Origin of the sequence: uncultured Microbacterium sp. (assembly GCF_947489255.1) — a bacterium.
GTDB classification, from domain to species: Bacteria; Actinomycetota; Actinomycetes; order Actinomycetales; family Microbacteriaceae; genus Microbacterium; species Microbacterium phycohabitans.
Genome location: NZ_CANLCY010000001.1, coordinates 273362 through 292953, shown reverse-complemented (window position 1 = coordinate 292953; position 19592 = coordinate 273362). Strand labels below are relative to the sequence as shown.

The window sequence follows — 19592 nt, the reverse complement described above, 5'->3', positions numbered from 1 at the left end:
CTGGCGGTGCATGTCGGCGCCACCGCAGCCCCTCGTCCCACCTCTAGCGGTGCATGTCCCACAAAACGCCGGTCACACACCGCCGCACCCACCACAAATGGGACAAGGGCCCGCAGCCCAACGCCACCCCCGCACCCCGTCCCACCTCTCGCGGTGCATGTCCCACAAAACGCCGGTCACACACCGCCGCACCCCCCACAACTGGGACAAGGGGGTCAAGCGAACGCCGCACGCACCGCGGGCGCGACCGCGGCCAGCACCCCGTCCCACCTCTAGCGGTGCATGTCCCACAAAACGCCGGTCACACACCGCCGCACCCACCACAAGTGGGACGAGGGGGTCAGGCGAACGCCGCGCGCACCGCGGGCGCGACCGCGGCCAGCACCTCGTCGCGCGCGGGCGTCGACGGGAACACCAGGAACAGGTGCGGCACCCCCTCGCGTCGCACGAACTCGACGGGGGTGCCGGATGCCGCCAGCCGGGCGGCATACTCCTCCGCTTCGTCCGACAGAGGGTCGACGGCCGCCGCGACGATCACGGCCGGAGCCGAACCGGCGAGCTCCGACGCACGGAGCGGCGCCGCCTCGACGGGCACGGCATCCGCGGCATCCGTTCGCGATGGAGCGTCGGCGCCCGCCGGCGCGGCCGCCCCCGCGGCGCCGCCGAGATACAGCCCCCAGTACCACTGCATCCCCTTCGCGGTCAGCGGGAGGTTCTCGGTGTGCGCGCGGTAGCTCGGACGGTCGGGGTCGGGCGCGTCGAGCACGGGGCACAGCAGCACCTGGACCCGGATGCCGGGAGCCCGACCCTCCCGCGCACGCAGGGCGAGAGCGGCGGCGAGGTTGCCCCCGGCGCTGTGGCCCGCGACGCCGAGCAGCGATGGGTCGACGAGTCCGCCGGCTCCGGCGGCGGCGAAGCGCAGCGCGCGATCGAGGTCGTCGAGTCCGGCCGGGAACGGATGCTCGGGCGCCAAGCGGTAGTCGACGCTCAGCACCTGGGCCCCGGTCGCCGCGGCGAGCGCGCGGCACAGCGCGTCGTTGTTGTCGAGGTCGCCGGCGACCCATCCCCCGCCGTGGGCGAAGACGAGCGTCCCGCGGCGACCGCCGCGCGGGCGGTACAGGCGCAGGGCGAGACCGTCGGCATCCAGGTCGATCGATTCGAGGGCCTCGTCGTCGGGCAGCCGCACCCATGACGGGTTCGCGCGCAGCTCGGCGATGCGCGCGGCGTCGTCGCCGTCGGCATCCGTGGCCCCCGAGGGGATCGTGCCGGCCTGCGCGGCGAGGCGCGCGAGATGCGCACGCACGTCGGGGTCGGTGATGGCGGGGTGGACGCTGTCGCTCACGGTGCTCCTGGTTCGTTCTCGATGAGGTTCGAGTGTCCACGACACGCCGTTGGCGGCCGGTTCCGCGCGGCGTGTCTTGGACACTCGACAGGCTGGCCGGATGCGGCGTGTCGTGGACATTCGACGAGCGGCGGCGCCTCGGATGCGAGCGTAGGCGCGCGCGCGACGTGACACGGCGCGAGCCGCGCAAGCGTTACGGCGTGGAAACACCCGCGTCGCGCGCGCCCCCGACGATGGCCGCATGGACTCCCCCGTGCAGCGCGCCGCGGCGATCCTCGCCGCCCAGCGGTTCGTCGTGATCGGCACCGCCGACGCCGACGGCCCGTGGACGGCGGCCGCGCAGTACCGGCTCCTCCCCCGCGGCCTGTACGTCGAGTCCGACGTCTCGTCGCGGCACGCGCGGGCGATCGCGGCGTCAGGCGTGGCATCCGGGGTCGTGTTGGACCCGGCAGCGACCCTCGCCGACGCCGACGGCGTGCAGCTGGCTTTCGCGGCACGGGAAGTGGATGCCGAGGCCTCGGCGGTCCGGGACGTGCTGGCCGCGCGGCTCCCCCGCGATGCCGGCGACGACGATCCGTCCCTCGTGCTGGGGGTGCCCACCAAGCGCCTCTACGTGCTCGAGGTCGAGCGGGCGTTCGTGTTCGATCGCGACGCGTGGCGCTCGCGCGGCACCGACGCACGGCTCGAAGTGGATGCCGCGGCGGTGTGGGCACGGCTCGCCTGAGGAGCGTTACGCCCGCGAAACAGCGCCGTCGCCGCCGCGTTCGCCGCCGGGCGTACCGTGACCGCCAGGGCGACCCGACGCCCGCGGGAGGAGCGTCATGTCGCAGCGCGTCATCGTCACGGGAGGCTCCGGCGGCATCGGCGCCGCGATCGTCCAGCGCTTCGTCGACGACGGGGCCCGGGTCGCGGTGCTCGACCGTCGCGCTCCGGCCGACCCCGCGGCATCCGCCTTCATCTCCGTCGACCTGCGCGACCCGCTCGACACGCGACGCGCGGTCGGCGAGGCGGTCGAGGCCCTCGGCGGGATCGACGTGCTCGTGAACTGCGCCGGGATCTTCCAGCACACCGCGCTGCTCGACATCAGCGTCGATGACTGGGACCGCGTGATCGACATCAACGCGCGCGCCACCCTGATCACGATGCAGGCCGTCGCCCCGACGATGCTCGAGGCCCGTCGCGGCTCGATCGTCAACATCGCGAGCATGGCCGCCAAGCACGGCGGCGGAGGCGAGGCCCACTACGCCGCCTCGAAGGCCGCGGTCGTCGCCCTCACGCGCGCCGGAGCCCAGGAATGGGGATGCCACGGCGTCACCGTCAACGCGGTGTGCCCCGGGTACGTGCTCACCGAGATGGGCGCCGACACCCGATCGGAGGCCGACGTGGCCGCGTGGAGCGCGAAGTCGCCGCTGGGTCGACTGGGCATCCCGGAGGACGTCGCCGGGGTGACGCACTTCCTGGCCTCCCCGGCGGGCGGTTATCTCACCGGCCAGGCGATCAACGTCACCGGCGGCATGATCATGCACTGAGGCGGAGCTCGGAACGCCCTCAGGGCACCGGCACGCTCTTCCTGGCGTCGCTCGCTGCGCAAGGGCAGATTCAGTGGGACACCCTCGCCGCCCTCGTCAACGGTGCCGCCTCGGTCGGCAACGCGATTCTCCGAAACCCGGATGCGCTCCTCGCGATCCTCGGGGGCGGAGCGCTGATGCTCGGCGGCGGGGCAACCGCGCTGGGCGGTGGCGGACTCGCGGCCACCGGCGTGGGCAGCGTCCCCGGTGGCGCCGCCGTCTACGGCGGGATCGCCCTAGCAGGCGCGGGCGGCGCCCTGACCGCCGCCGGGGCGTCGAAGCTGGCGGGCGAGGCAGCGGGCAGTGCCGGTGTCATGCTGATGGAGAAGACCCACGGGGTCGACCGGGGCGACGGTCGCGACGACTACGGGCAGTTTGCCAAGGGACAGAGCACCAAGCCGTGGGTCGATAAGGAAAAACAGGGGCTGGACGAGGTCGAGGTAGATGTCGGCGAAGAGATGATCCGAACGAAGGCGCGCAGCTCCGTGGAAGGGGCCCCGCAGCAGCGTTATTTCGACGGTTACTACAAAAACGCCGACGGTAGCTACACAGCAGTGGAAGTCAAAAGCGGTAGCGCCCTGGACAGGTATCTAAGTAATGAGGGTAATCAGAAAGCGTTCGACGACGCCATATCCGCCGAAAATCCAGCCCATGTGACATTGAATGGCGAGAAGGTGTTGATCACCAATGTGCGCGTGCAGAAAGTGGATTGAATGAAATGAGATTTTACTACACGGTCGACGGAAAACGCTCTGGTGAGTTCGTGGCAGACGTCAGGTCTCCCAAGGAGACCCTCGCGCGGTTGCTGAACTTGATGAGAACAAGCGAGCGGTCAACCCTTCTCTTGGCGCCCATACCGGCAGACAAGGACTTTCTTACCTACCTCCACAAAGAAGGCGGCAGCTCCGTCTACCTCCAATGCGCTGGCACCGCCGAAGCGATGACGATCGAATGGCACAAGGTCGACGACGACGGCCAAGACCGGCATTACATCGTCGGCCGCGGCGGCGACCACTCTGGTGAGCCCTCCGTCGACATCCCATTCTTCGACGGCAACCGCACGGCGACCGTGTATCCCGACGAAGTATTCGCCGCCGACGAAGCGACGGACATCTTCTTCCACTACTACGAGACCGGCCGAATCCCACACGGATATGAGCTGCGCTGGTACGACCTGACCTGGCCGAAACCACAGCCGTGACCATCCGTTTCGACAGCGACCGCCACGCTCAGCTCATCGATGCCCTCCGCCAGGCCACGGCCGCCATCGAGCGCCACCTCGGCGACCTCGACGCCGCCGTCGCCGCGGGACGAGCCGAATGGACGGGCGAGGCGAGAGCGGCATACGACATGGCCCACCGTCAGTGGTCCGACGCTCTCACGCGCCTCAATGCGAACCTGGCCGCCGCCACGGCGGGGATGGATGCCGCGCGCTCGGCGTTCGAGACGACGGAAGCGCTGGCCACCCGCCTGTGGGACTGACGCCGGGCCCTGGCCGCGGTCGTCCCGGTGTGTCACCGTGTGACGTGCGCCACCCCGAGACGGCCGTGCCGCATGGCACCGTGGGATCGAGACATCGACACCGTTCACGTCGCCGGGAGGCACCATGTCCGACTACTTCGACCGCACCGCCGACAAGACCTACACGAAGGTCTACAAGAACGAGACGCCCGACATCCTCGCCGCCTTCGCCGCGTTCGATCAGGCCGTCTTCGCCCCCGAGGGCCGGGCGATCCCGCTGAAGTACCGCGAGCTCATCGCCCTCGCCGTCGGCATCACCACGCAGTGCGTCTACTGCATCGACGGGCACTCGCAGAACGCGGTCAAGGCCGGAGCGACCGAGGCCGAGCTCGCCGAGGCGGCGTGGGTCGCCACCGCCATCCGCGCGGGCGGCGGCTACGCGCACGGCCGCCTCGCATTCAAGCTCGGCGAGGACGCCCGCCCCCACGAGCACTGACCCGTGTCGCCCCTGGAGGCCGAGGCGCTGGAGTTCGTCCGCGCCCTCATCCGCATCGAAAGCGTCAACACCGGCGACACCGCGACCATCGGCGACGGCGAGACGCGCGCGGCGCGATTCGTCCAGGCGCAGCTCGAAGACGCGGGCTACGCGACCACCCTGGTCGAACCCGTGCCGGGGCGCGCGAGCGTGATCGCCCGCCTGGCCGGTTCGGATCCGGATGCCGGTGCCCTCGTGGCCCACGCCCACCTCGACGTGGTGCCGGTCGACGCCTCCGACTGGACGCACCCGCCCTTCGGGGCCGAGATCCACGACGGCATGCTCTACGGCCGCGGGGCGGTCGACATGAAGGACTTCGCCGGGATGCTGCTCGCGATCGCGCGCGCGTTCCGCCGCGACGGGACCGTGCCGCGGCGTGATCTGATCTTCGCCTTCTTCGCCGACGAAGAGGCCGGGGGCGTGTGGGGGGCTCGGTGGCTCGTGCAGCACCGCCCCGAGCTGTTCGCCGGGGCGACCGAGGCGCTCAGCGAGGTGGGCGGATTCTCGCTCCCTCTCCCCGGTGACCGCCGCGCGTACCTGGTGGCCACGGCGGAGAAGGGCGTCTCGACCGCGACTCTCACCGCCCGCGGCCGGGCCGCGCACGGTTCGCGTCCCACCGCCGACAACGCCGTGGTCCGGCTCGCGCGGGCCGTCGCCGCGGTGGGCGCGCACACGTTCCCCGTGGTGCGCACGGCGACGCTCGAACGGTTCGTCGACACCTGGGAGCGCGCGGGCGGGCGGATCGACGACCTGGGTTTCGCGGCATCCCTCCTCGATGCCGGCATGCGCAACACCGCCTCCCCGACGGTGCTCGCGGCGGGCGGGAAAGCCAACGTCATCCCCGCTTCGGCGAGCGCGACGCTCGATGTGCGCATCGTGCCCGGGCAGCACGACGTGGTGCGGTCCGAGCTGGCGGCCGTCGTCGGCGACGACATCGAGGTGACCTGGGCACGCGACATCGCCGCGATCGAGGCGCCGGTCGACGCGCCCCTGGTCGACGTTCTGCAGCGCGCGATCACCGCGGAAGACCCCGACGGGGTGGTCGTGCCGTACCTGCTGCCGGCGAGTACCGACAACAAGCACCTGAGCCGGCTTGGCATCCGCGGCTACGGATTCGTGCCGTTGCGCGTGCCCGCCGACTTCGACGTGTTCGGGCAGTTCCACGCGGCCGACGAGAGGGTGCCGGTGGAGGCGCTCGCGTTCGGTACGCGGGTGACGGCGCGGATCCTGCGCGAGGCGTGAGCCGGCGGTCGGCTCCGCGCGGCGCGTGAGCCGGCGGTCGGCTCCGCGCGGCGCGTGAGCCGACGGTCGGCTCCGCGCGGCGCGTGAGCCGACGGTCGGCTCCGCGCGGCGCCTGAGCCGACGCTCGGTGCCCGGCACGCACAACTCCTGCAGAAGCGCGGGGCGAAGGCCCGTAACCACTTCCGCCGCAGGAAATGCAGGAGTTGTGCACGGCTCCGCGCGGCGGTCGCGCGGCGTGAGCCGGACGTACCCGACCCCGCAGTCGCCGTCCAGCGTGTTACCGCGCATGGCGTCGCATTGCGGTGCGTGGCGGGCCGTTGCGACGTGTGAATGGGCACCTCGCGACGCCCTCCGACGCCGTCGTACCGTGACGCAACCCACCGGCGCCCCGCGCCGAAACGGAGTCCGAGGAGCACGTCATGACCACCACCGCGCCGGCCCCCGCCGACCGCACGGCCCCGCCCGCCGGGCCGACCGCCACGGTCGATCTCGGCACGATCGCCGTCGTCCCCGTCCGCCACTGGTGGCGCTGGATCCTCAGCGCCCTGCTGCTGTTCGTCGTCGCCCAGTTCGCCTGGAGCCTCGTGACGAACGACCGGTACATGTGGGCGACGTTCGCCGAGTACTTCTTCTCGGAGCCCGTGCTGATCGGCATCGGATACACGCTCTCGCTCACGGCGATCTCGGCCGTCGTCGGCTTCTCGCTCGGCACGCTCCTGGCCCTCGGGCGTCTGTCGGCCTCGCCGCTGCTGAACGCGGTCGCGTGGGGCTACATCTGGTTCTTCCGCTCGGTGCCGCTCGTGGTGCAGATCATCGTCTGGTACAACCTCGGCTACCTCTACCCGACGCTGGGCCTCGGAACCCCGTTCACGACCGACTTCTGGATCGTGGAGTTCCCCACGGTGCAGCTCGTGAGCGCCTTCGCCGCGGCGATCCTCGGCCTGGGCCTGCACCAGGCCGCGTACTCGGCGGAGATCATCCGTGGCGGGCTCGTGTCGGTCGACCCGGGTCAGCACGAGGCGGCCGCCGCGCTCGGCATCCCGGCATCCCGTCGCCTGTTCCGCATCATCCTTCCGCAGGCGATGCGCTCGATCGTCCCCAACGCTACGAACGAGGTAATCGGTCTCGTGAAGGGTGCGTCGGTGGTCTTCGTCATCGCGATCCCCGAGCTGTTCTACGCGGTGCAGGTCATCTACAACCGCAACAGCCGCGTGATCCCGCTGCTGCTGGTCGCGGTGGTCTGGTACACGCTCATCACCACGATCCTGAGCGTCGCGCAGTACTACATCGAGCGGTACTACGCCCGCGGCTCAGCCCGCGCCCTGCCCCCGACGCCGGCGCAGCGGGCCCGCCGCTGGGTGAGCGCGCAGTGGGCGCGGTTGGGTGACGACACCGCCCCGCCGCAACGACGGAGACGAACGGATGCCGTGACACCGGCATCCACCGATGACGTCGAGACGCGAGGAGCCGGAGCATGACCGCCGCGACCGTGACCCGCGGACTGGTGGAGATCCGCAACGTTCACAAGTCGTTCCACGGTACCGAGGTGCTGCGGGGCGTCGATCTGACGGTCCAGCCCGGTGAGGTCGTCGCTCTGCTCGGCCCGAGCGGTTCGGGCAAGTCGACGCTGCTGCGCACGATCAACCACCTCGAGACCGTGGATGCCGGGTCGGTCACGGTCGACGGGGAGTTCATCGGCTACGAGCTGCGCCACGGCAAGCTGCACGAGCTCCGCGAGCGCGAGATCCTGCAGCGACGGACGCAGGTGGGAATCGTGTTCCAGAACTTCCACCTGTTCCCGCACCTGACCGCGATCGAGAACGTCATCGAGGCGCCGATCGCCCTCAAACGGCTGAGTAAGAGCGACGCCCTCGAGCTCGCCCGAGGCCTGCTCGACCGTGTCGGGCTCGCGCACAAGGCCGACGCGTATCCGCGGCAGCTGTCGGGCGGCCAGCAGCAGCGCGTCGCGATCGCCCGCGCGCTCGCCCTCCAACCGAAGGTGCTGCTGTTCGACGAGCCGACGAGCGCACTGGATCCCGAACTGGTGGGCGAAGTGCTCGACGTCATCCGGGATCTGGCGAAGCTCGGGACGACGCTCGTGATCGTGACGCACGAGATCGGCTTCGCCCGCGAGGTGGCCGATCGCGTGGTGTTCCTCGACGACGGCCGGGTGATCGAGCAGGGGTCGCCCGACGAGGTGCTCTCTCGACCACGGCACCCGCGCACGCGCGAGTTCCTCGCGAAGGTGCTCGGCTGACCGGCCGCTGTCCGCCGGTGGCTTCGACAGGCTCAGCCACCTCCCCTGAACCCCGAGGTCCCTGAGCCCGTCGAAGGGACCGGCACCCGCAGCACCCCGGTGGCTTCGACACGCTCAGCCACCTCCACCGTCCAACCCCAGACTCACAAGGAGACACAGCATGGCCCTCAGCAAGAAACAGGGGATCGCGCTCGGCGTGATCGCCGCAGCCCTCGTCGCGGTCGTCGGCGTCGGCGTCACCATCGGCCTCACCCGCCCCGTCGAGGCGGTCGCGGCGCCCGAGGCCTCGGCATCCGCTGCGAACACCCCCGCGGAATGGGTGCACACCGACGCCGTCCCCGCGGCCGTCGCCGCTCTGAAGGCGAGCGGGTTCACCCCCATCGAACCGGGCAAGCTGACGGTCGCCGTCGGTGCGTTCGTGCCGCCGCTCAGCTACGTGCCCGAGGGAGAGACCCTGCCGTCCGGAACGGAGCCGAACATCGGCTCGTTGATCGCCGAAGGGCTCGGCCTCGAGTACAACCCCGTGGTGGTGGCGTGGGCGGACTGGCCGCTCGGCATCCAGTCGGGCAAATACGACCTCATCACCGCCAACGTCACGGTGACCGAGGAGCGGAAGGAGCTCTACGACTTCGCGAGCTACCGTCAGGACCTGCTCGGCTTCGCGGTGAAGGCCGACAGCACGATCGGCAGGATCGAATCGGCCGACGACATCTCCGGGCTGAAGATCGTCGTCGGTTCGGGCACCAACCAGGAGAAGGTGCTGCTGAACTGGAACGAGCAGCTCGTCGCGGCCGGCAAGGCCCCCGCCGACCTCCAGTACTACGACGACACCGCCGCAGCGACCCTCGCCTTGCTGTCGGGCCGTGTCGACGCGACCTTCGGACCGAACGCGACCGCCGCGTGGGCAGCGCGCGAGACGGGCGAGACGAAGGTCGTCGGGGTGGTTCCGGGCGGATTCCCGCTGCAGGCCGACATCGCCGCCGGCACCCGGAAAGGCAACGGTCTCGTCGAGCCGGTGCAGATCGTGCTGAACGACCTCATCGCGAACGGCAAATACGCCGAGGTGCTGCAGGCCTGGAACCTGACGTCCGAGGGCATCTCGACGTCGCAGATCAACCCGCCGGGGCTTCCGAAGTCCTGACTCCCCGCGCACGGCCCGGTCTCGCGCGACCGGGCCGTGCCGCGCGTGCGCCCGAGAAGAATGGATGCCATGACCACGACCCTCACCGTCCGACTCGTCGACCCGCACGAATACGCCCAGGCCGGCCGGATCACCGCCGAGGCCTATCGCGCCAGCTACGAGGGGCTCTCGGAGGCGTACCTCGCCTCGCTCGCCGACGTCGCCGGACGGGTGGAGCAGGGCGAGGTGTGGGTCGCCCTCACCGACGGCGTGATCGTCGGCACGGTGTGGACACCGCGACCCGGCGAGCGCCTCTCACCCCTCGCGGAGGAGGGCGAACTCGACTTCCGTCAGCTCGCGGTCGCCCCCTCGGCGCGCGGCCGGGGCGTGGGGGAACGGCTCACGCGCCACGTGCTCGATCTCGCGCGCGAGCGCGGCGCGTCTCGCGTGGTGATGAACAGCGGCCCCGAGATGCTCGGGGCCCACGCGCTGTACCGGAAGATGGGCTTCCGCCGTCTGACGGAGCGCGAGCACCCCGTCGAGGTCGAGCCCGGCCGCTGGCTCGATCTGCGAGCCTTCGGGTTCGACCTCTGACGCACGCGCGGTTCGCCGCGACGGTCGCCGATCCGCAACGGATTCGGACGACGGCACCGGATGCCGCGCAGACGCCCCTGAATCCGATGCGGCCCTCCGCTCTGCTGAGCACAGCAGCCCACGCCGCGGCCTAGGGCGATCCGCGAAGATCCTTCGCGAAGCAGCGCGAGCCCGCGAAGCGCACGTACGGCTCGAAGACCTCGATCGGGGCATAGCCGATCCGCTGGTACAGCGCGATGGCCTCGGGCTGGCGGTCGCCCGTCTGCAGGATGAGTCGAGCGGCACCGCGAGCAGAAGCGAGGCGCTCGAGCTCCGCCATCAGCGCGCGACTGGCCCCCGTACCCCGCGCGCGGGGGGCGACGTAGACGCGCTTGACCTCCAGCTCCTCGCCGAGAGCGCGCAGCGCGGCATGGCCGACCGCCTCTCCGCCGGCGTCGAGAAGGAGCACGGTCTCGACGATCGAGGCGGGGTCGACGGCGAAATCCCGCGCCAGCACCGCGGCCGTCTCGTCGTCGAATGCGGCGAACACCTCCGCGTATCGGGGGGAGACCTCGGCATCCATCGCCTCGCGCAGCCCGACCGCCCGCGCATCGTGCCAATCGACGTTCTCGATCGTCCATGTCGTCTGCACCGCGGTCATGATCCCAGTCTGTCGGGGGCCGCGACGGCCGGGGCCGCGTCGGAAACGCCCGGTAACACGGGTCGGGATCGTCCGCGCGTTGCGCGCGGTGTCGGACGACTTGCACCCCGGGCCATGGCGGCGCAGAGTGTCCCGGTGACCTCCGCTCCCGCCCTCGACATCCCGCACGCCGACGCCACCGTCCTCGACAACGCCGCGTGGCATTCCCTCGCCGGCCCGCACGCCTCGTTCGCCATCGGCGGCGATCTCGTGCGTCGATATCCCGAGGACGTCGCCCCCTTCGTCGCCGTGCGCTCGTGGGACGAGCCCGGAGTGTGGGACGCCCTGCGCGACCTCGTCGGACCCGGCGCCGAAGTGGGCCTGTCGGGCTACGAGGGAGAGCTCCCGGCGGGCTGGGAGTTCCTGGGTGGCGGCGAGGGTGTGCAGCTCGTCGAGACCGACGCCCTGCAGACACGCCCCTTCGAGGAGGCGATCGAGCTCGGAGCCGCCGACGCCGCGGACATGATCGCGATCGTCGAGCGCAATCAGCCCGGCCCGTTCCGGCCCCGCACGTACGAGCTCGGCCGGTACATCGGCATCCGTCGCGAGGGTCGGCTCGTCGCGATGGCGGGCGAGCGCCTGCACCCCACCGGCTGGACCGAGATCAGCGCGGTCGCGGTGGATGCCGACCACCGGCGTCACGGGCTCGCCTCGCGTCTCGTGCTCGATGTGGCCTTCCACATCCAGCAGCGCGGCGACCGAGCGATGATGCACGCCGCCGCGGGAAACGTGAACGCGATCGCGGCGTACGAGAAGCTGGGCTTCACGCTGCGGCGGCGCAACCGCTTCGCGGCGGTGCGGACGCCGGCATAGGGTGCCCGACCCGCCTCCGCTCAGCGCGCGGTGCGACCGGCGGAGCCCAGGCTGACGGCGGCCTCGACCACGCGTCGGGCCATCGCCGTCTCGGCGGTCTTGCCCCAGCTGCGCGGGTCGTAGGCCTTCTTGTCGCCGTAGCGGCCGTCGATCTTCAGGACCTTGTCGTAGTTGCCGATCATGTGGCCGGCGATCGAACGGGTGAAGGCGTACTGGGTGTCGGTGTCGATGTTCATCTTGACGACACCGTGGGCGACCGCGGTGGCGATGTCGGCGTCGGACGACCCCGATCCGCCGTGGAACACGAGGTCGAACGGCTTCTCCCGCCCGACCTCGCCGCCGATCACCGACTGGATCTCGCCGAGGATCTCGGGGCGCAGGTGCACCGAGGCGGGGTTGTAGACGCCGTGCACGTTGCCGAAGGTCAACGCGGTCAGGTAGCGACCGGCCTCTCCCGCCCCCAGGGCGGCGACCGTCTCGCGCGCGTCGTCGACGGTGCTGTACAGCTTGTCGTCGATCTCGTGCTCGACGCCGTCCTCCTCGCCGCCGACGACGCCGACCTCGATCTCCAGCAGCGTGTTCGCCCGCACCGACTCGTCGAGCAGCTCCCGCGCCACGGCGAGATTCTGCGCCAGCGGCAGGGCCGAACCGTCCCACATGTGCGACTGGTAGAGCGGCTCGAGGCCGCGGGAACGCCGCTCGATCGAATCGCGCAGGAGCGGGCGCACCCAGTCGTCGAGGTTCTCGGAGGCGCAGTGATCGGTGTGCAGCGCGACGTTGACGCCGTAGTCGGCCGCCACCTCGTGCGCGTACAGGGCGAGCGCCTTGGACCCGCGGGCGCGGTTCTGCACGCGATTTCCGGAAAGGTAGAGCGCGGTGCCGACCGACACCTGGATGATGCCGTCGCTCTCCGCCTCGGCGAACCCCTGCAGAGCGGCGTTGAGGGTCTGCGAGCTCGTGACGTTGATCGACGGGTACGCGAACCCGCCCTCACGCGCCCGGTCGAGCATGTCGCGGTAGACGTCGGGGGTGGCGATGGGCATCGGGTTCTCCTTCGAAACGATGGTCGGGGGTGCGGGCGCTGGGCAGCGCCACGGAGGGAAGGGGGCGGCCGCGCGCTAGCGGCATCCGCACGAATGGCGGTGACGGAAGGTCGTGGGCACCTGAAGGCGTCGGGCGGGAGCATCGTTGCCGGAGATGCGCTGGAACAGCAGCTCGACGGCTCGCGAGCCCATCTCTTCGACGTTCTGAGCGACCGTGGTCAGCTGGGGTTCGAACAGGTCGGCCCATTCGAAGTCGTCGTACCCGCAGAACGCCACGTCATCGGGGATGGCGAGGTGGAGCGAACGAAGACCGCGGATGGCTCCGATCGACATGGCGTTGTTCATCACGACGAGGGCGGTCGGACGTCCGTGCGGTTCGCGGAACCGGCGGACGACGGCCTCCTGCGCCACCTCGGCCTTCGACGCTCCGTTGAGCACGAGGGTCTCGTCGACCTCGATCTCGAAGTCGGCCAGGGCACGGACGTAGCCCTGATACCGCTCGGAGGTCGACCCGAGGCCCGCCAGACCGGTGACGACCGCGACCTGACGGTGCCCCTTCTCCAGGAGGTGACGGGTCAGCAGGTACGACGAATCGATGTTCTCCGGCGTGATCTGATCGCAGTCGACCGGCGCGTTGCGGTCGATGAGGATCAGCGGGGTGTTCGAGGCGGTGATCTGCGGAATCGTCCGATATTCCGCGCCGACCGAGGGGGCCATGATGATGCCGTCGACCCGGCGGTCGAGGAACGACTCCACGACGCGTTTCTCCATGGTGGCGTCGTCGTGCGAGTCACCGGACACGAGCATGTAGCCGGCCTCGGTCACCTGCTTCTCGATGGCGTGCACGAGGGAGCCGAAGTAGGGGTTGGTCAGCGCGGAGATCGACAGCCCGATGGTCTGGCTGCGGCCGGCCGCGAGGGCGCGCGCGGCCATGTTGTGGCGGTACCCGAGTTCGGCGATGGCCGCCTCGACCTTCGCCCGTGTGGCGTCGCTCACATAGCGCGTGCCGTTGAGAACGTGCGAGACCGTCGTCCCCGAGACGCCGGCACGCGCGGCGACATCGTCCATGGTTGCCATCGGGTAACTCCATCGTCTTCGAATCCGTCCCGAGCGCCTGACACCGGGTGTGCTGCTCGGCGGGATCCGCCCAACCGTACCGCCCACGATAGCCGGGGAGAAATAAATAGCAAGCGCTTGCGCAAGCCCTTGCGCGGCCTTACGGTAGCCGAGCCGGACAAAGTTGCCCGGTTCACAGAGGCCAAGGGAGTCCCGAGATGTTCAAGCGATCCAAGAGGATGGTGGCGCTCGGAGCCGCCGTCATCGCCGGTTCCATGATCTTCACCGCCTGCAGCGGCGGTTCCGGCAGCGGTGGTTCGGGTGGCGGCGACGCCATCAAGATCGGCGTCGTCACCAAGACCGATTCCAACCCCTTCTTCGTCAAGATCCGCGAGTCGGCGAAGGCCGCCGCGGAGTCCGAGGGTGCCGAGCTCATCGCCCTCGCCGGCGCCTTCGACGGCGACAACGAGGGTCAGGTCGCCGCGATCGAGAACCTCGTCGGTCAGGGCGTGAAGGGCATCCTCATCACGCCCAACTCGTCGTCCGGCATCCTGAACGCGATCAAGCAGGCGCGCGACGCGGGCGTCATCGTCATCGCGCTCGACACCGCGACCGACCCGGAGGACGCGGTCGACGCGACCTTCGCGACCGACAACAAGCAGGCCGGCGTCCTGCAGGGCAAGTGGGTGCGTGCCGCCCTCGGCGACAAGACCCCTCAGCTCGCGATGCTCGACGGCACCCCCGGCGGCACCGTCGACACCTTCCGTCACGACGGCTTCCTCGAGGGCGCGGGCATCACCGAGGGATCGAGCGAGATCGTCGGCCAGGCCGACACCAACGGCGACCAGACCAAGGCGCAGACCGCGATGGAGAACCTCCTCCAGCGCGCGCCGGGGATCAACGCCCTCTACACGATCAACGAGCCCGCCGCAGCCGGCGGCTACGAGGCCATCAAGTCGGCAGGTCTCACCGACCAGGTCACGATCGGCTCGATCGACGGCAGCTGCACGGGTATCGAGAACGTGAAGAAGGGCATCATCGGCGCGACGGTCCTGCAGTTCCCGGCCAAGATGGCCGAGCAGGGCGTGCAGGCGGTCGTGCAGTACGCCAAGGACGGCACCAAGCCGTCCGGCTTCAACGACACCGGGTCGCAGCTGGTCACCGACAAGCCCGTCGACGGCGTCGAGTCGAAGGACACCACCTGGGGAGCCGAGAACTGCTGGGGCTGATCGGCCTCCGCTGACGAGCACACGTGCCGGGGGCGATCGCCTGCGCTGATCGCCCCCTGGCCACGTTCCCCCTTAACAGCCACGTTCGACACGTGAAGGACATCATGAACTCCACCCCGACCTCTGCGGTCGTCACCCCGGGGCAGAAGTCGCGCTCACTGCTCGAGCGCGTCATCCGCGAGCCCCTGCTGGGCCCCATCGGCGCGCTCCTGCTGGCCATCCTCATCTTCAGCATCATCACCCCGACCTTCCTCAACCCGAACAACGTCTCGCTGATCCTTCAGCAGTCGGTGGTCGTCGGCATCCTCGCCGTCGGCCAGACGCTCATCATCCTGACGTCGGGCATCGACCTGTCGATCGGTTCCGTCGCGGTGCTCGGCACCCTCGTCGCCGCCCAGGCCCTCGGCACCACCGGCCCCTTCGTCGCCCTCGGCGCCACCCTGCTGGTGTGCATGGCGCTCGGCGCCGTCAACGGCGGTCTGGTGACCGTCCTGCGCCTGCCCCCGTTCATCGTGACGCTCGGCACGTTCACCGCCATCCAAGCGGCGACACGTCTGTTCGCGGGCTCGCAGACCTACCAGGTGCCCGAAGGTCCGCTGACCTTCCTCGGCACGTCGTTCCGCATCGGCTCCTTCTCCACCACCTACGGCGTCGTGGCGATGCTGCTGGTCTACGCGCTGGTCTGGTACGCGCTCTCGCAGACCGCGTGGGGCAAGCACGTCTACGCCGTCGGCGGCAACATGACCGCCGCGAAGCTGTCGGGCATCAAGTCCGACCGCACGCTCTTCTCGGTCTACCTCGTCACCGGCATCATCGCCATGATCGCCGCGTGGGCCGCCCTCGGGCGCATCCCCAATGCCGACCCGAACGCCTACCAGAACGCCAACCTCGAGACCATCACGGCCGTGGTGATCGGCGGAACGAGCCTCTTCGGCGGACGCGGCAGCGTCATCGGAACGCTCATCGGAACGCTCATCGTCGGCGTGCTGCGCAACGGCCTCACCCAGGCCGGTGTCGACAGCCTCTACCAGAACATCGCCACCGGAATCCTGGTCATCATCGCCGTCGCCGTCGACCAGTTCGCACGTAGGAGGACCTCATGACCGGTTCTGCACAGGGGAAGACCCCCTCGCCGTACGCGCTCGAGGCGCGCGGCCTCGTCAAGCGGTACGGCAGCGTCACCGCCATCAACGGAGCGGACTTCGAGCTGCGTCACGGCGAGATCCTCGCGGTCGTCGGCGACAACGGCGCCGGCAAGTCGAGCCTCATCAAGGCCCTCGCGGGCGCCATCGTCCCCGACGCCGGAGAGATCCGCATGAACGGCGAGCGCGTGGTGTTCCACAACACCCGCGACGCCCGGGCCAAGGGCATCGAGACGGTCTACCAGGACCTCGCGGTCATCCCGGCGCTCGACATCGCCTCGAACGTGTTCCTCGGCCGCGAGGTGCGGCGCAAGGGCATCCGGGGGTCGCTGTTCCGCCAGCTCGACATGCCGCGGATGCGCAAGGAGTCGTCGGCGCACCTGGCCGATCTGAAGATCGGGATCAAGTCCGTCAACCAGGCCGTCGAGACGTTGTCCGGAGGTCAGCGACAGGGCGTCGCCGTCGTCCGCGCCGCCGCCTTCGGCCGCGGCGTCATCATCATGGACGAGCCGACGGCCGCTCTCGGCGTCAAGGAGTCCGGACAGGTCATCGACCTCATCCGCTCGATCAAGGACCGTGGCATCCCCGTGATCCTCATCAGTCACGACATGCCGCACGTGTTCGAGATCGCGGATCGCATCCACGTGCACCGCCTCGGCCAGCGGGCGGGCGTGGTCGATCCGAAGCAGCGCAGCATGTCGGAGGTCGTCGCCCTGATGACCGGTGCCGAGCGGCCCACCGACGACGAGCGCGCGGGACGTGTCTGAGCCGCGAGGCGTCTTCGTCGGACTGACGACGCTGGACGTGGTCCACGTCGTGGACCGCGCTCCGGCGCCGAACGAGAAGGTCACCGCCACGGCGCAGTTCCTCGCGGCAGGGGGACCTGCGGCGAACGCGGCGGTGACCTTCGCCGCGCTGGGCGGGGAGGCGACCCTGGTCACGGCGATCGGGCGCGGCCCGGTCGCGGAGGTCATCGTCGCAGACCTCGAGGGTCACGGTGTGCGGATCGTCGATCTGACGCCCGATGACCGGGATCGCGCGGCGGTGTCGGCCGTCAGCGTCAACCCCGCCGAAGCTCAGCGCAGCGTGGTGTCGATCGACGCGACCGGCGCGAACGTCGCCGCCCCCGCGCAGGCCGACGCGCAGGCTCTCGTCGGGGACGCCGACGTCGTGCTGATCGATGGGCACCACCCCGCCCTCGCGGTAGCCGTCGCCGGAGCCGCGCGAACGGTCGGTGTGCCGGTCGTCGTCGACGCCGGACGGTGGAAACCGGTGATGGACGATCTGATCGACCTCGATCCGCACATGCTCTGTTCGGACGACTTCCGCATGCCCGGCACCGACACCGCCGACGGCAGCGCGCAGGAGCTGCGCCGCCGGGTCGGTGTGGTCGTGACGACCCACGGAGCGGGCGCCGTCGACTACGCGGAGCGCGACCGGTCTGCGGGCCAGGTCGAGGTGCCGCCCGTGGACGCGGTCGATACGCTCGGGGCCGGCGACGTCTTCCACGGCGCCTACGCGTTCGCCGTCGCCGCCGCCGACACCGACATCCGCGAGCGCATCGCCTTCGCCGCCCGCATCGCCGGGCGGCGAGTGGCGACGATGGGACCCCGGGAGTGGCTCGCCACCCTCGGCACCCCGTCGACCGCCGCCCCCTCCCTCTCCGCCCCCTCTCCGTCCGGCCCGTCATCCTCCGAGGCCGAGAAACAGGTTCGACCATGACCACGCCCTTCACCCCGACCGTCGAAGAGCTCACCCTCGACGAGGTCGTCGCCCAGGCCCGCTCGCTCGCCGTGCCCGGAACGCGCCGCATCCTCGGCTTCACCGGCGCTCCGGGAGCCGGCAAGTCGACGGTGGCGGCGCACATCGTGGACGCCCTGGGCTCCGAGAGCGCCGTCCTCGTCCCGATGGACGGTTTCCACCTCGCGAACGAGGTCCTTCTCGCGCTCGGACGACGTGATCGCAAAGGTGCTCACGACACCTTCGACGACGACGGCTACGCCCACCTGATCGAGCGCATCCACGCGCAGAAGCCGACGGATGCCGTCATCTACGCCCCGGTCTTCCGGCGCGAGATCGAGGAGCCGATCGGCTCGAGCATCGGCATCCGTCCCGAAACGCCCCTGGTCGTCACGGAGGGCAACTACCTCCTGCTCGACAAGGACGCGTGGCCGAAGGCCCGGGCGGCCGTGGATGCCGTCTGGTTCCTCGCCCCGGCGGAGGACCTGCGCCACGAGCGCCTCATCCGGCGCCATCAGGCATTCGGGAAATCCATCGACGACGCGCGGTTCTGGACCCTCGGTTCGGACCAGATCAACGCCGACCTCATCCACTCGACCGCGCGCCACGCCGATCGCGTGATCCGTCTCGTCGACTGACCGAGGCGAGGACGCCCCCGGCTGCCGCGGAATACCCGTTCCGCGGTGGCCGGGGGCGTCGTCGTCGCACCGACGGGCGGGCGGGGTGCCGGGCCCCGGCGGTGCAGCCCGGCCCGAGGCGCGTCCGACGGGCGCGCCGATGCGATCACCAGCGCGACGCCTCGGATGGGCGGGGGCTGTCCCCCGACCGTGAAGCACGGAGGACGGGAGGCCGAGGCTCGCGATGCGGCTCGGACCGCGGCGGAACGGGGATCCCCCGTCACGCCGCTCAGACGGAGGGGCCGGTGGGTCGCTTCGCCGCACCGGCGGGCACGACGATCACCTCGACGCCGGAGTCCTGCTCGAACGGACGCAGCTGCTCGGGCGAGGCCCCGTCGTCGGTGATGAGCGTGTAGCCCCCGGACAACACGGCCCATGCCGTGAAGGGCGCGTTGCCGAGCTTGGACGAGTCGGCGAGCACGTGCGTGCGCAGGGCGTTGCGCGACATCGACTCCTTGATGATCGTCTGCGTCAGGTCGGCTTCGCAGATGCCGCGGCCCGCGACGATGCCGTCGGCCCCGAGGAACGCGTGGTCGGCGCTCACCCGGCGCAGCGCCTCCTCGGAAAGCGGTCCCACCGTGCTCTGGCTCGGTCGGCGCAGTTCACCGCCGAGGAAGATCACCGTGAACGGCGCCTCCATGAGCGTGGGCAGCTCGGTCAGGGAGTTCGTGATGACCGTCAGATTGCGGAACGACGTCAGCCCGGGCACGAGCTGACCGACCGTGGTGCCGCCGTCGAGGAAGACGGTGTCGCCGTCGGCGACGAGTTCGAGGGCGCGCCGGGCGATCGCGTGCTTCTGCTCCCACGCCTGGCCGTCGCGTTCGTCGACCGTGGTCTCGTGTCCGTGGCCCGTGAGCAGGGCTCCGCCGTAGGTGCGGGTGATGCGCCCGTCGCGTCGCAGCTCGGCCAAGTCGCGCCGGATCGTCGACGGCGAGACGGCGAGGACGGCGCTGAGGCTCTCGACCGCCGTCTCGCCCGACTGCACCATGGCGACGATGCGTTCGCGGCGTGCCCGGGTGGCGCCGCGGGCACCCGGCGAGGCCGGGACGGCGTCGGCGGACGACGGTGACGCGCTGTGTCGCATGAGAACGTGT

The 19592-nt window shown here is 70.5% G+C and carries 22 protein-coding genes; 17 read left to right on the top strand and 5 right to left on the bottom strand.

What is annotated here, in order from left to right; all coding sequences use genetic code 11:
- Positions 1 to 340: 340 nt before the first annotated feature.
- Entirely contained in the window at positions 341 to 1342 is a 1002-nt protein-coding gene (locus Q0818_RS01405; RefSeq protein WP_298870498.1) for an alpha/beta hydrolase, read from the bottom strand.
- Between the two features lie 241 nt (positions 1343 to 1583).
- Between Q0818_RS01405 and Q0818_RS01400 the strand changes: the two genes are divergently transcribed.
- From Q0818_RS01400 to Q0818_RS01350, 11 genes are all read left to right on the top strand, one after another.
- Positions 1584 to 2066, top strand: a complete 483-nt coding sequence (locus tag Q0818_RS01400; protein ID WP_298870497.1) for a pyridoxamine 5'-phosphate oxidase family protein — start codon at positions 1584 to 1586, stop codon at positions 2064 to 2066.
- Positions 2067 to 2163: 97 nt separating this feature from the next.
- Complete coding sequence (locus Q0818_RS01395) at positions 2164 to 2871, top strand: SDR family NAD(P)-dependent oxidoreductase (RefSeq protein ID WP_298870495.1); 708 nt, start codon at positions 2164 to 2166, stop codon at positions 2869 to 2871.
- A gap of 176 nt (positions 2872 to 3047) precedes the next feature.
- Positions 3048 to 3623 carry a hypothetical protein gene (locus tag Q0818_RS01390; RefSeq protein WP_298870494.1) on the top strand — a complete coding sequence of 192 codons (576 nt, stop codon included), beginning with the start codon at positions 3048 to 3050 and terminating at the stop codon, positions 3621 to 3623.
- A 5-nt stretch (positions 3624 to 3628) separates the two neighbouring features.
- A complete protein-coding gene (locus Q0818_RS01385; protein ID WP_298870492.1) occupies positions 3629 to 4111 on the top strand; it encodes a hypothetical protein in 483 nt (160 codons plus the stop codon).
- On the top strand, positions 4108 to 4392 hold the full coding sequence (locus tag Q0818_RS01380) for a WXG100 family type VII secretion target (protein ID WP_298870490.1): 285 nt from the start codon (positions 4108 to 4110) through the stop codon (positions 4390 to 4392). The genes Q0818_RS01385 and Q0818_RS01380 overlap by 4 nt, the downstream gene beginning before the upstream one ends.
- Positions 4393 to 4516: 124 nt before the next feature.
- Positions 4517 to 4867 carry a carboxymuconolactone decarboxylase family protein gene (locus Q0818_RS01375; protein WP_264629741.1) on the top strand — a complete coding sequence of 117 codons (351 nt, stop codon included), beginning with the start codon at positions 4517 to 4519 and terminating at the stop codon, positions 4865 to 4867.
- A 3-nt stretch (positions 4868 to 4870) separates the two neighbouring features.
- Complete coding sequence (locus tag Q0818_RS01370) at positions 4871 to 6148, top strand: M20/M25/M40 family metallo-hydrolase (protein ID WP_298870486.1); 1278 nt, start codon at positions 4871 to 4873, stop codon at positions 6146 to 6148.
- A 419-nt stretch (positions 6149 to 6567) separates the two neighbouring features.
- Positions 6568 to 7626: an amino acid ABC transporter permease gene (locus Q0818_RS01365; RefSeq protein WP_298870484.1), complete on the top strand. Its 1059-nt coding sequence runs from the start codon at positions 6568 to 6570 to the stop codon at positions 7624 to 7626.
- Positions 7623 to 8405 carry an amino acid ABC transporter ATP-binding protein gene (locus Q0818_RS01360; RefSeq protein ID WP_298870482.1) on the top strand — a complete coding sequence of 261 codons (783 nt, stop codon included), beginning with the start codon at positions 7623 to 7625 and terminating at the stop codon, positions 8403 to 8405. The genes Q0818_RS01365 and Q0818_RS01360 overlap by 4 nt, the downstream gene beginning before the upstream one ends.
- A 160-nt stretch (positions 8406 to 8565) precedes the next feature.
- Positions 8566 to 9546 (top strand): ABC transporter substrate-binding protein, encoded by a 981-nt coding sequence (locus tag Q0818_RS01355; protein WP_298870480.1) that lies wholly within the window; start codon positions 8566 to 8568, stop codon positions 9544 to 9546.
- A gap of 69 nt (positions 9547 to 9615) precedes the next feature.
- The gene (locus Q0818_RS01350; protein ID WP_298870479.1) at positions 9616 to 10119 is read left to right on the top strand and encodes a GNAT family N-acetyltransferase; all 504 of its coding nucleotides are present in this window, start codon (positions 9616 to 9618) and stop codon (positions 10117 to 10119) included.
- Positions 10120 to 10249: 130 nt separating this feature from the next.
- On the opposite strand, the gene Q0818_RS01345 is transcribed toward Q0818_RS01350, so the two are convergent.
- A complete protein-coding gene (locus Q0818_RS01345; RefSeq protein WP_298870478.1) occupies positions 10250 to 10759 on the bottom strand; it encodes a GNAT family N-acetyltransferase in 510 nt (169 codons plus the stop codon).
- A 114-nt stretch (positions 10760 to 10873) separates the two neighbouring features.
- Between Q0818_RS01345 and Q0818_RS01340 the strand changes: the two genes are divergently transcribed.
- Positions 10874 to 11611 carry a GNAT family N-acetyltransferase gene (locus tag Q0818_RS01340; protein WP_298870477.1) on the top strand — a complete coding sequence of 246 codons (738 nt, stop codon included), beginning with the start codon at positions 10874 to 10876 and terminating at the stop codon, positions 11609 to 11611.
- A 20-nt stretch (positions 11612 to 11631) separates the two neighbouring features.
- Here Q0818_RS01340 and fbaA read toward each other — a convergent pair whose 3' ends face one another.
- Both fbaA and Q0818_RS01330 read right to left on the bottom strand, forming a co-directional pair.
- The gene (gene fbaA, locus Q0818_RS01335) at positions 11632 to 12654 is read right to left on the bottom strand and encodes a class II fructose-bisphosphate aldolase (RefSeq protein ID WP_298870476.1); all 1023 of its coding nucleotides are present in this window, start codon (positions 12652 to 12654) and stop codon (positions 11632 to 11634) included.
- A gap of 75 nt (positions 12655 to 12729) precedes the next feature.
- Positions 12730 to 13731: a LacI family DNA-binding transcriptional regulator gene (locus Q0818_RS01330; RefSeq protein ID WP_298870475.1), complete on the bottom strand. Its 1002-nt coding sequence runs from the start codon at positions 13729 to 13731 to the stop codon at positions 12730 to 12732.
- Between the two features lie 197 nt (positions 13732 to 13928).
- On the opposite strand from Q0818_RS01330, the gene Q0818_RS01325 reads away from it, so the two are divergent.
- From Q0818_RS01325 to Q0818_RS01305, 5 genes are all read left to right on the top strand, one after another.
- On the top strand, positions 13929 to 14939 hold the full coding sequence (locus Q0818_RS01325; RefSeq protein WP_298870474.1) for a substrate-binding domain-containing protein: 1011 nt from the start codon (positions 13929 to 13931) through the stop codon (positions 14937 to 14939).
- A 104-nt stretch (positions 14940 to 15043) separates the two neighbouring features.
- Positions 15044 to 16042: an ABC transporter permease gene (locus Q0818_RS01320; RefSeq protein ID WP_298870472.1), complete on the top strand. Its 999-nt coding sequence runs from the start codon at positions 15044 to 15046 to the stop codon at positions 16040 to 16042.
- Positions 16039 to 16848 carry an ATP-binding cassette domain-containing protein gene (locus Q0818_RS01315; RefSeq protein WP_298870470.1) on the top strand — a complete coding sequence of 270 codons (810 nt, stop codon included), beginning with the start codon at positions 16039 to 16041 and terminating at the stop codon, positions 16846 to 16848. The genes Q0818_RS01320 and Q0818_RS01315 overlap by 4 nt, the downstream gene beginning before the upstream one ends.
- The gene (locus Q0818_RS01310) at positions 16841 to 17803 is read left to right on the top strand and encodes a PfkB family carbohydrate kinase (protein WP_298870469.1); all 963 of its coding nucleotides are present in this window, start codon (positions 16841 to 16843) and stop codon (positions 17801 to 17803) included. Before Q0818_RS01315 ends, Q0818_RS01310 begins: the two co-directional genes overlap by 8 nt.
- Positions 17800 to 18459 carry a nucleoside/nucleotide kinase family protein gene (locus Q0818_RS01305; RefSeq protein ID WP_298870467.1) on the top strand — a complete coding sequence of 220 codons (660 nt, stop codon included), beginning with the start codon at positions 17800 to 17802 and terminating at the stop codon, positions 18457 to 18459. The genes Q0818_RS01310 and Q0818_RS01305 overlap by 4 nt, the downstream gene beginning before the upstream one ends.
- 268 nt (positions 18460 to 18727) lie before the next feature.
- On the opposite strand, the gene Q0818_RS01300 is transcribed toward Q0818_RS01305, so the two are convergent.
- Complete coding sequence (locus Q0818_RS01300; RefSeq protein WP_298870465.1) at positions 18728 to 19582, bottom strand: DeoR/GlpR family DNA-binding transcription regulator; 855 nt, start codon at positions 19580 to 19582, stop codon at positions 18728 to 18730.
- Positions 19583 to 19592 lie beyond the last annotated feature (10 nt).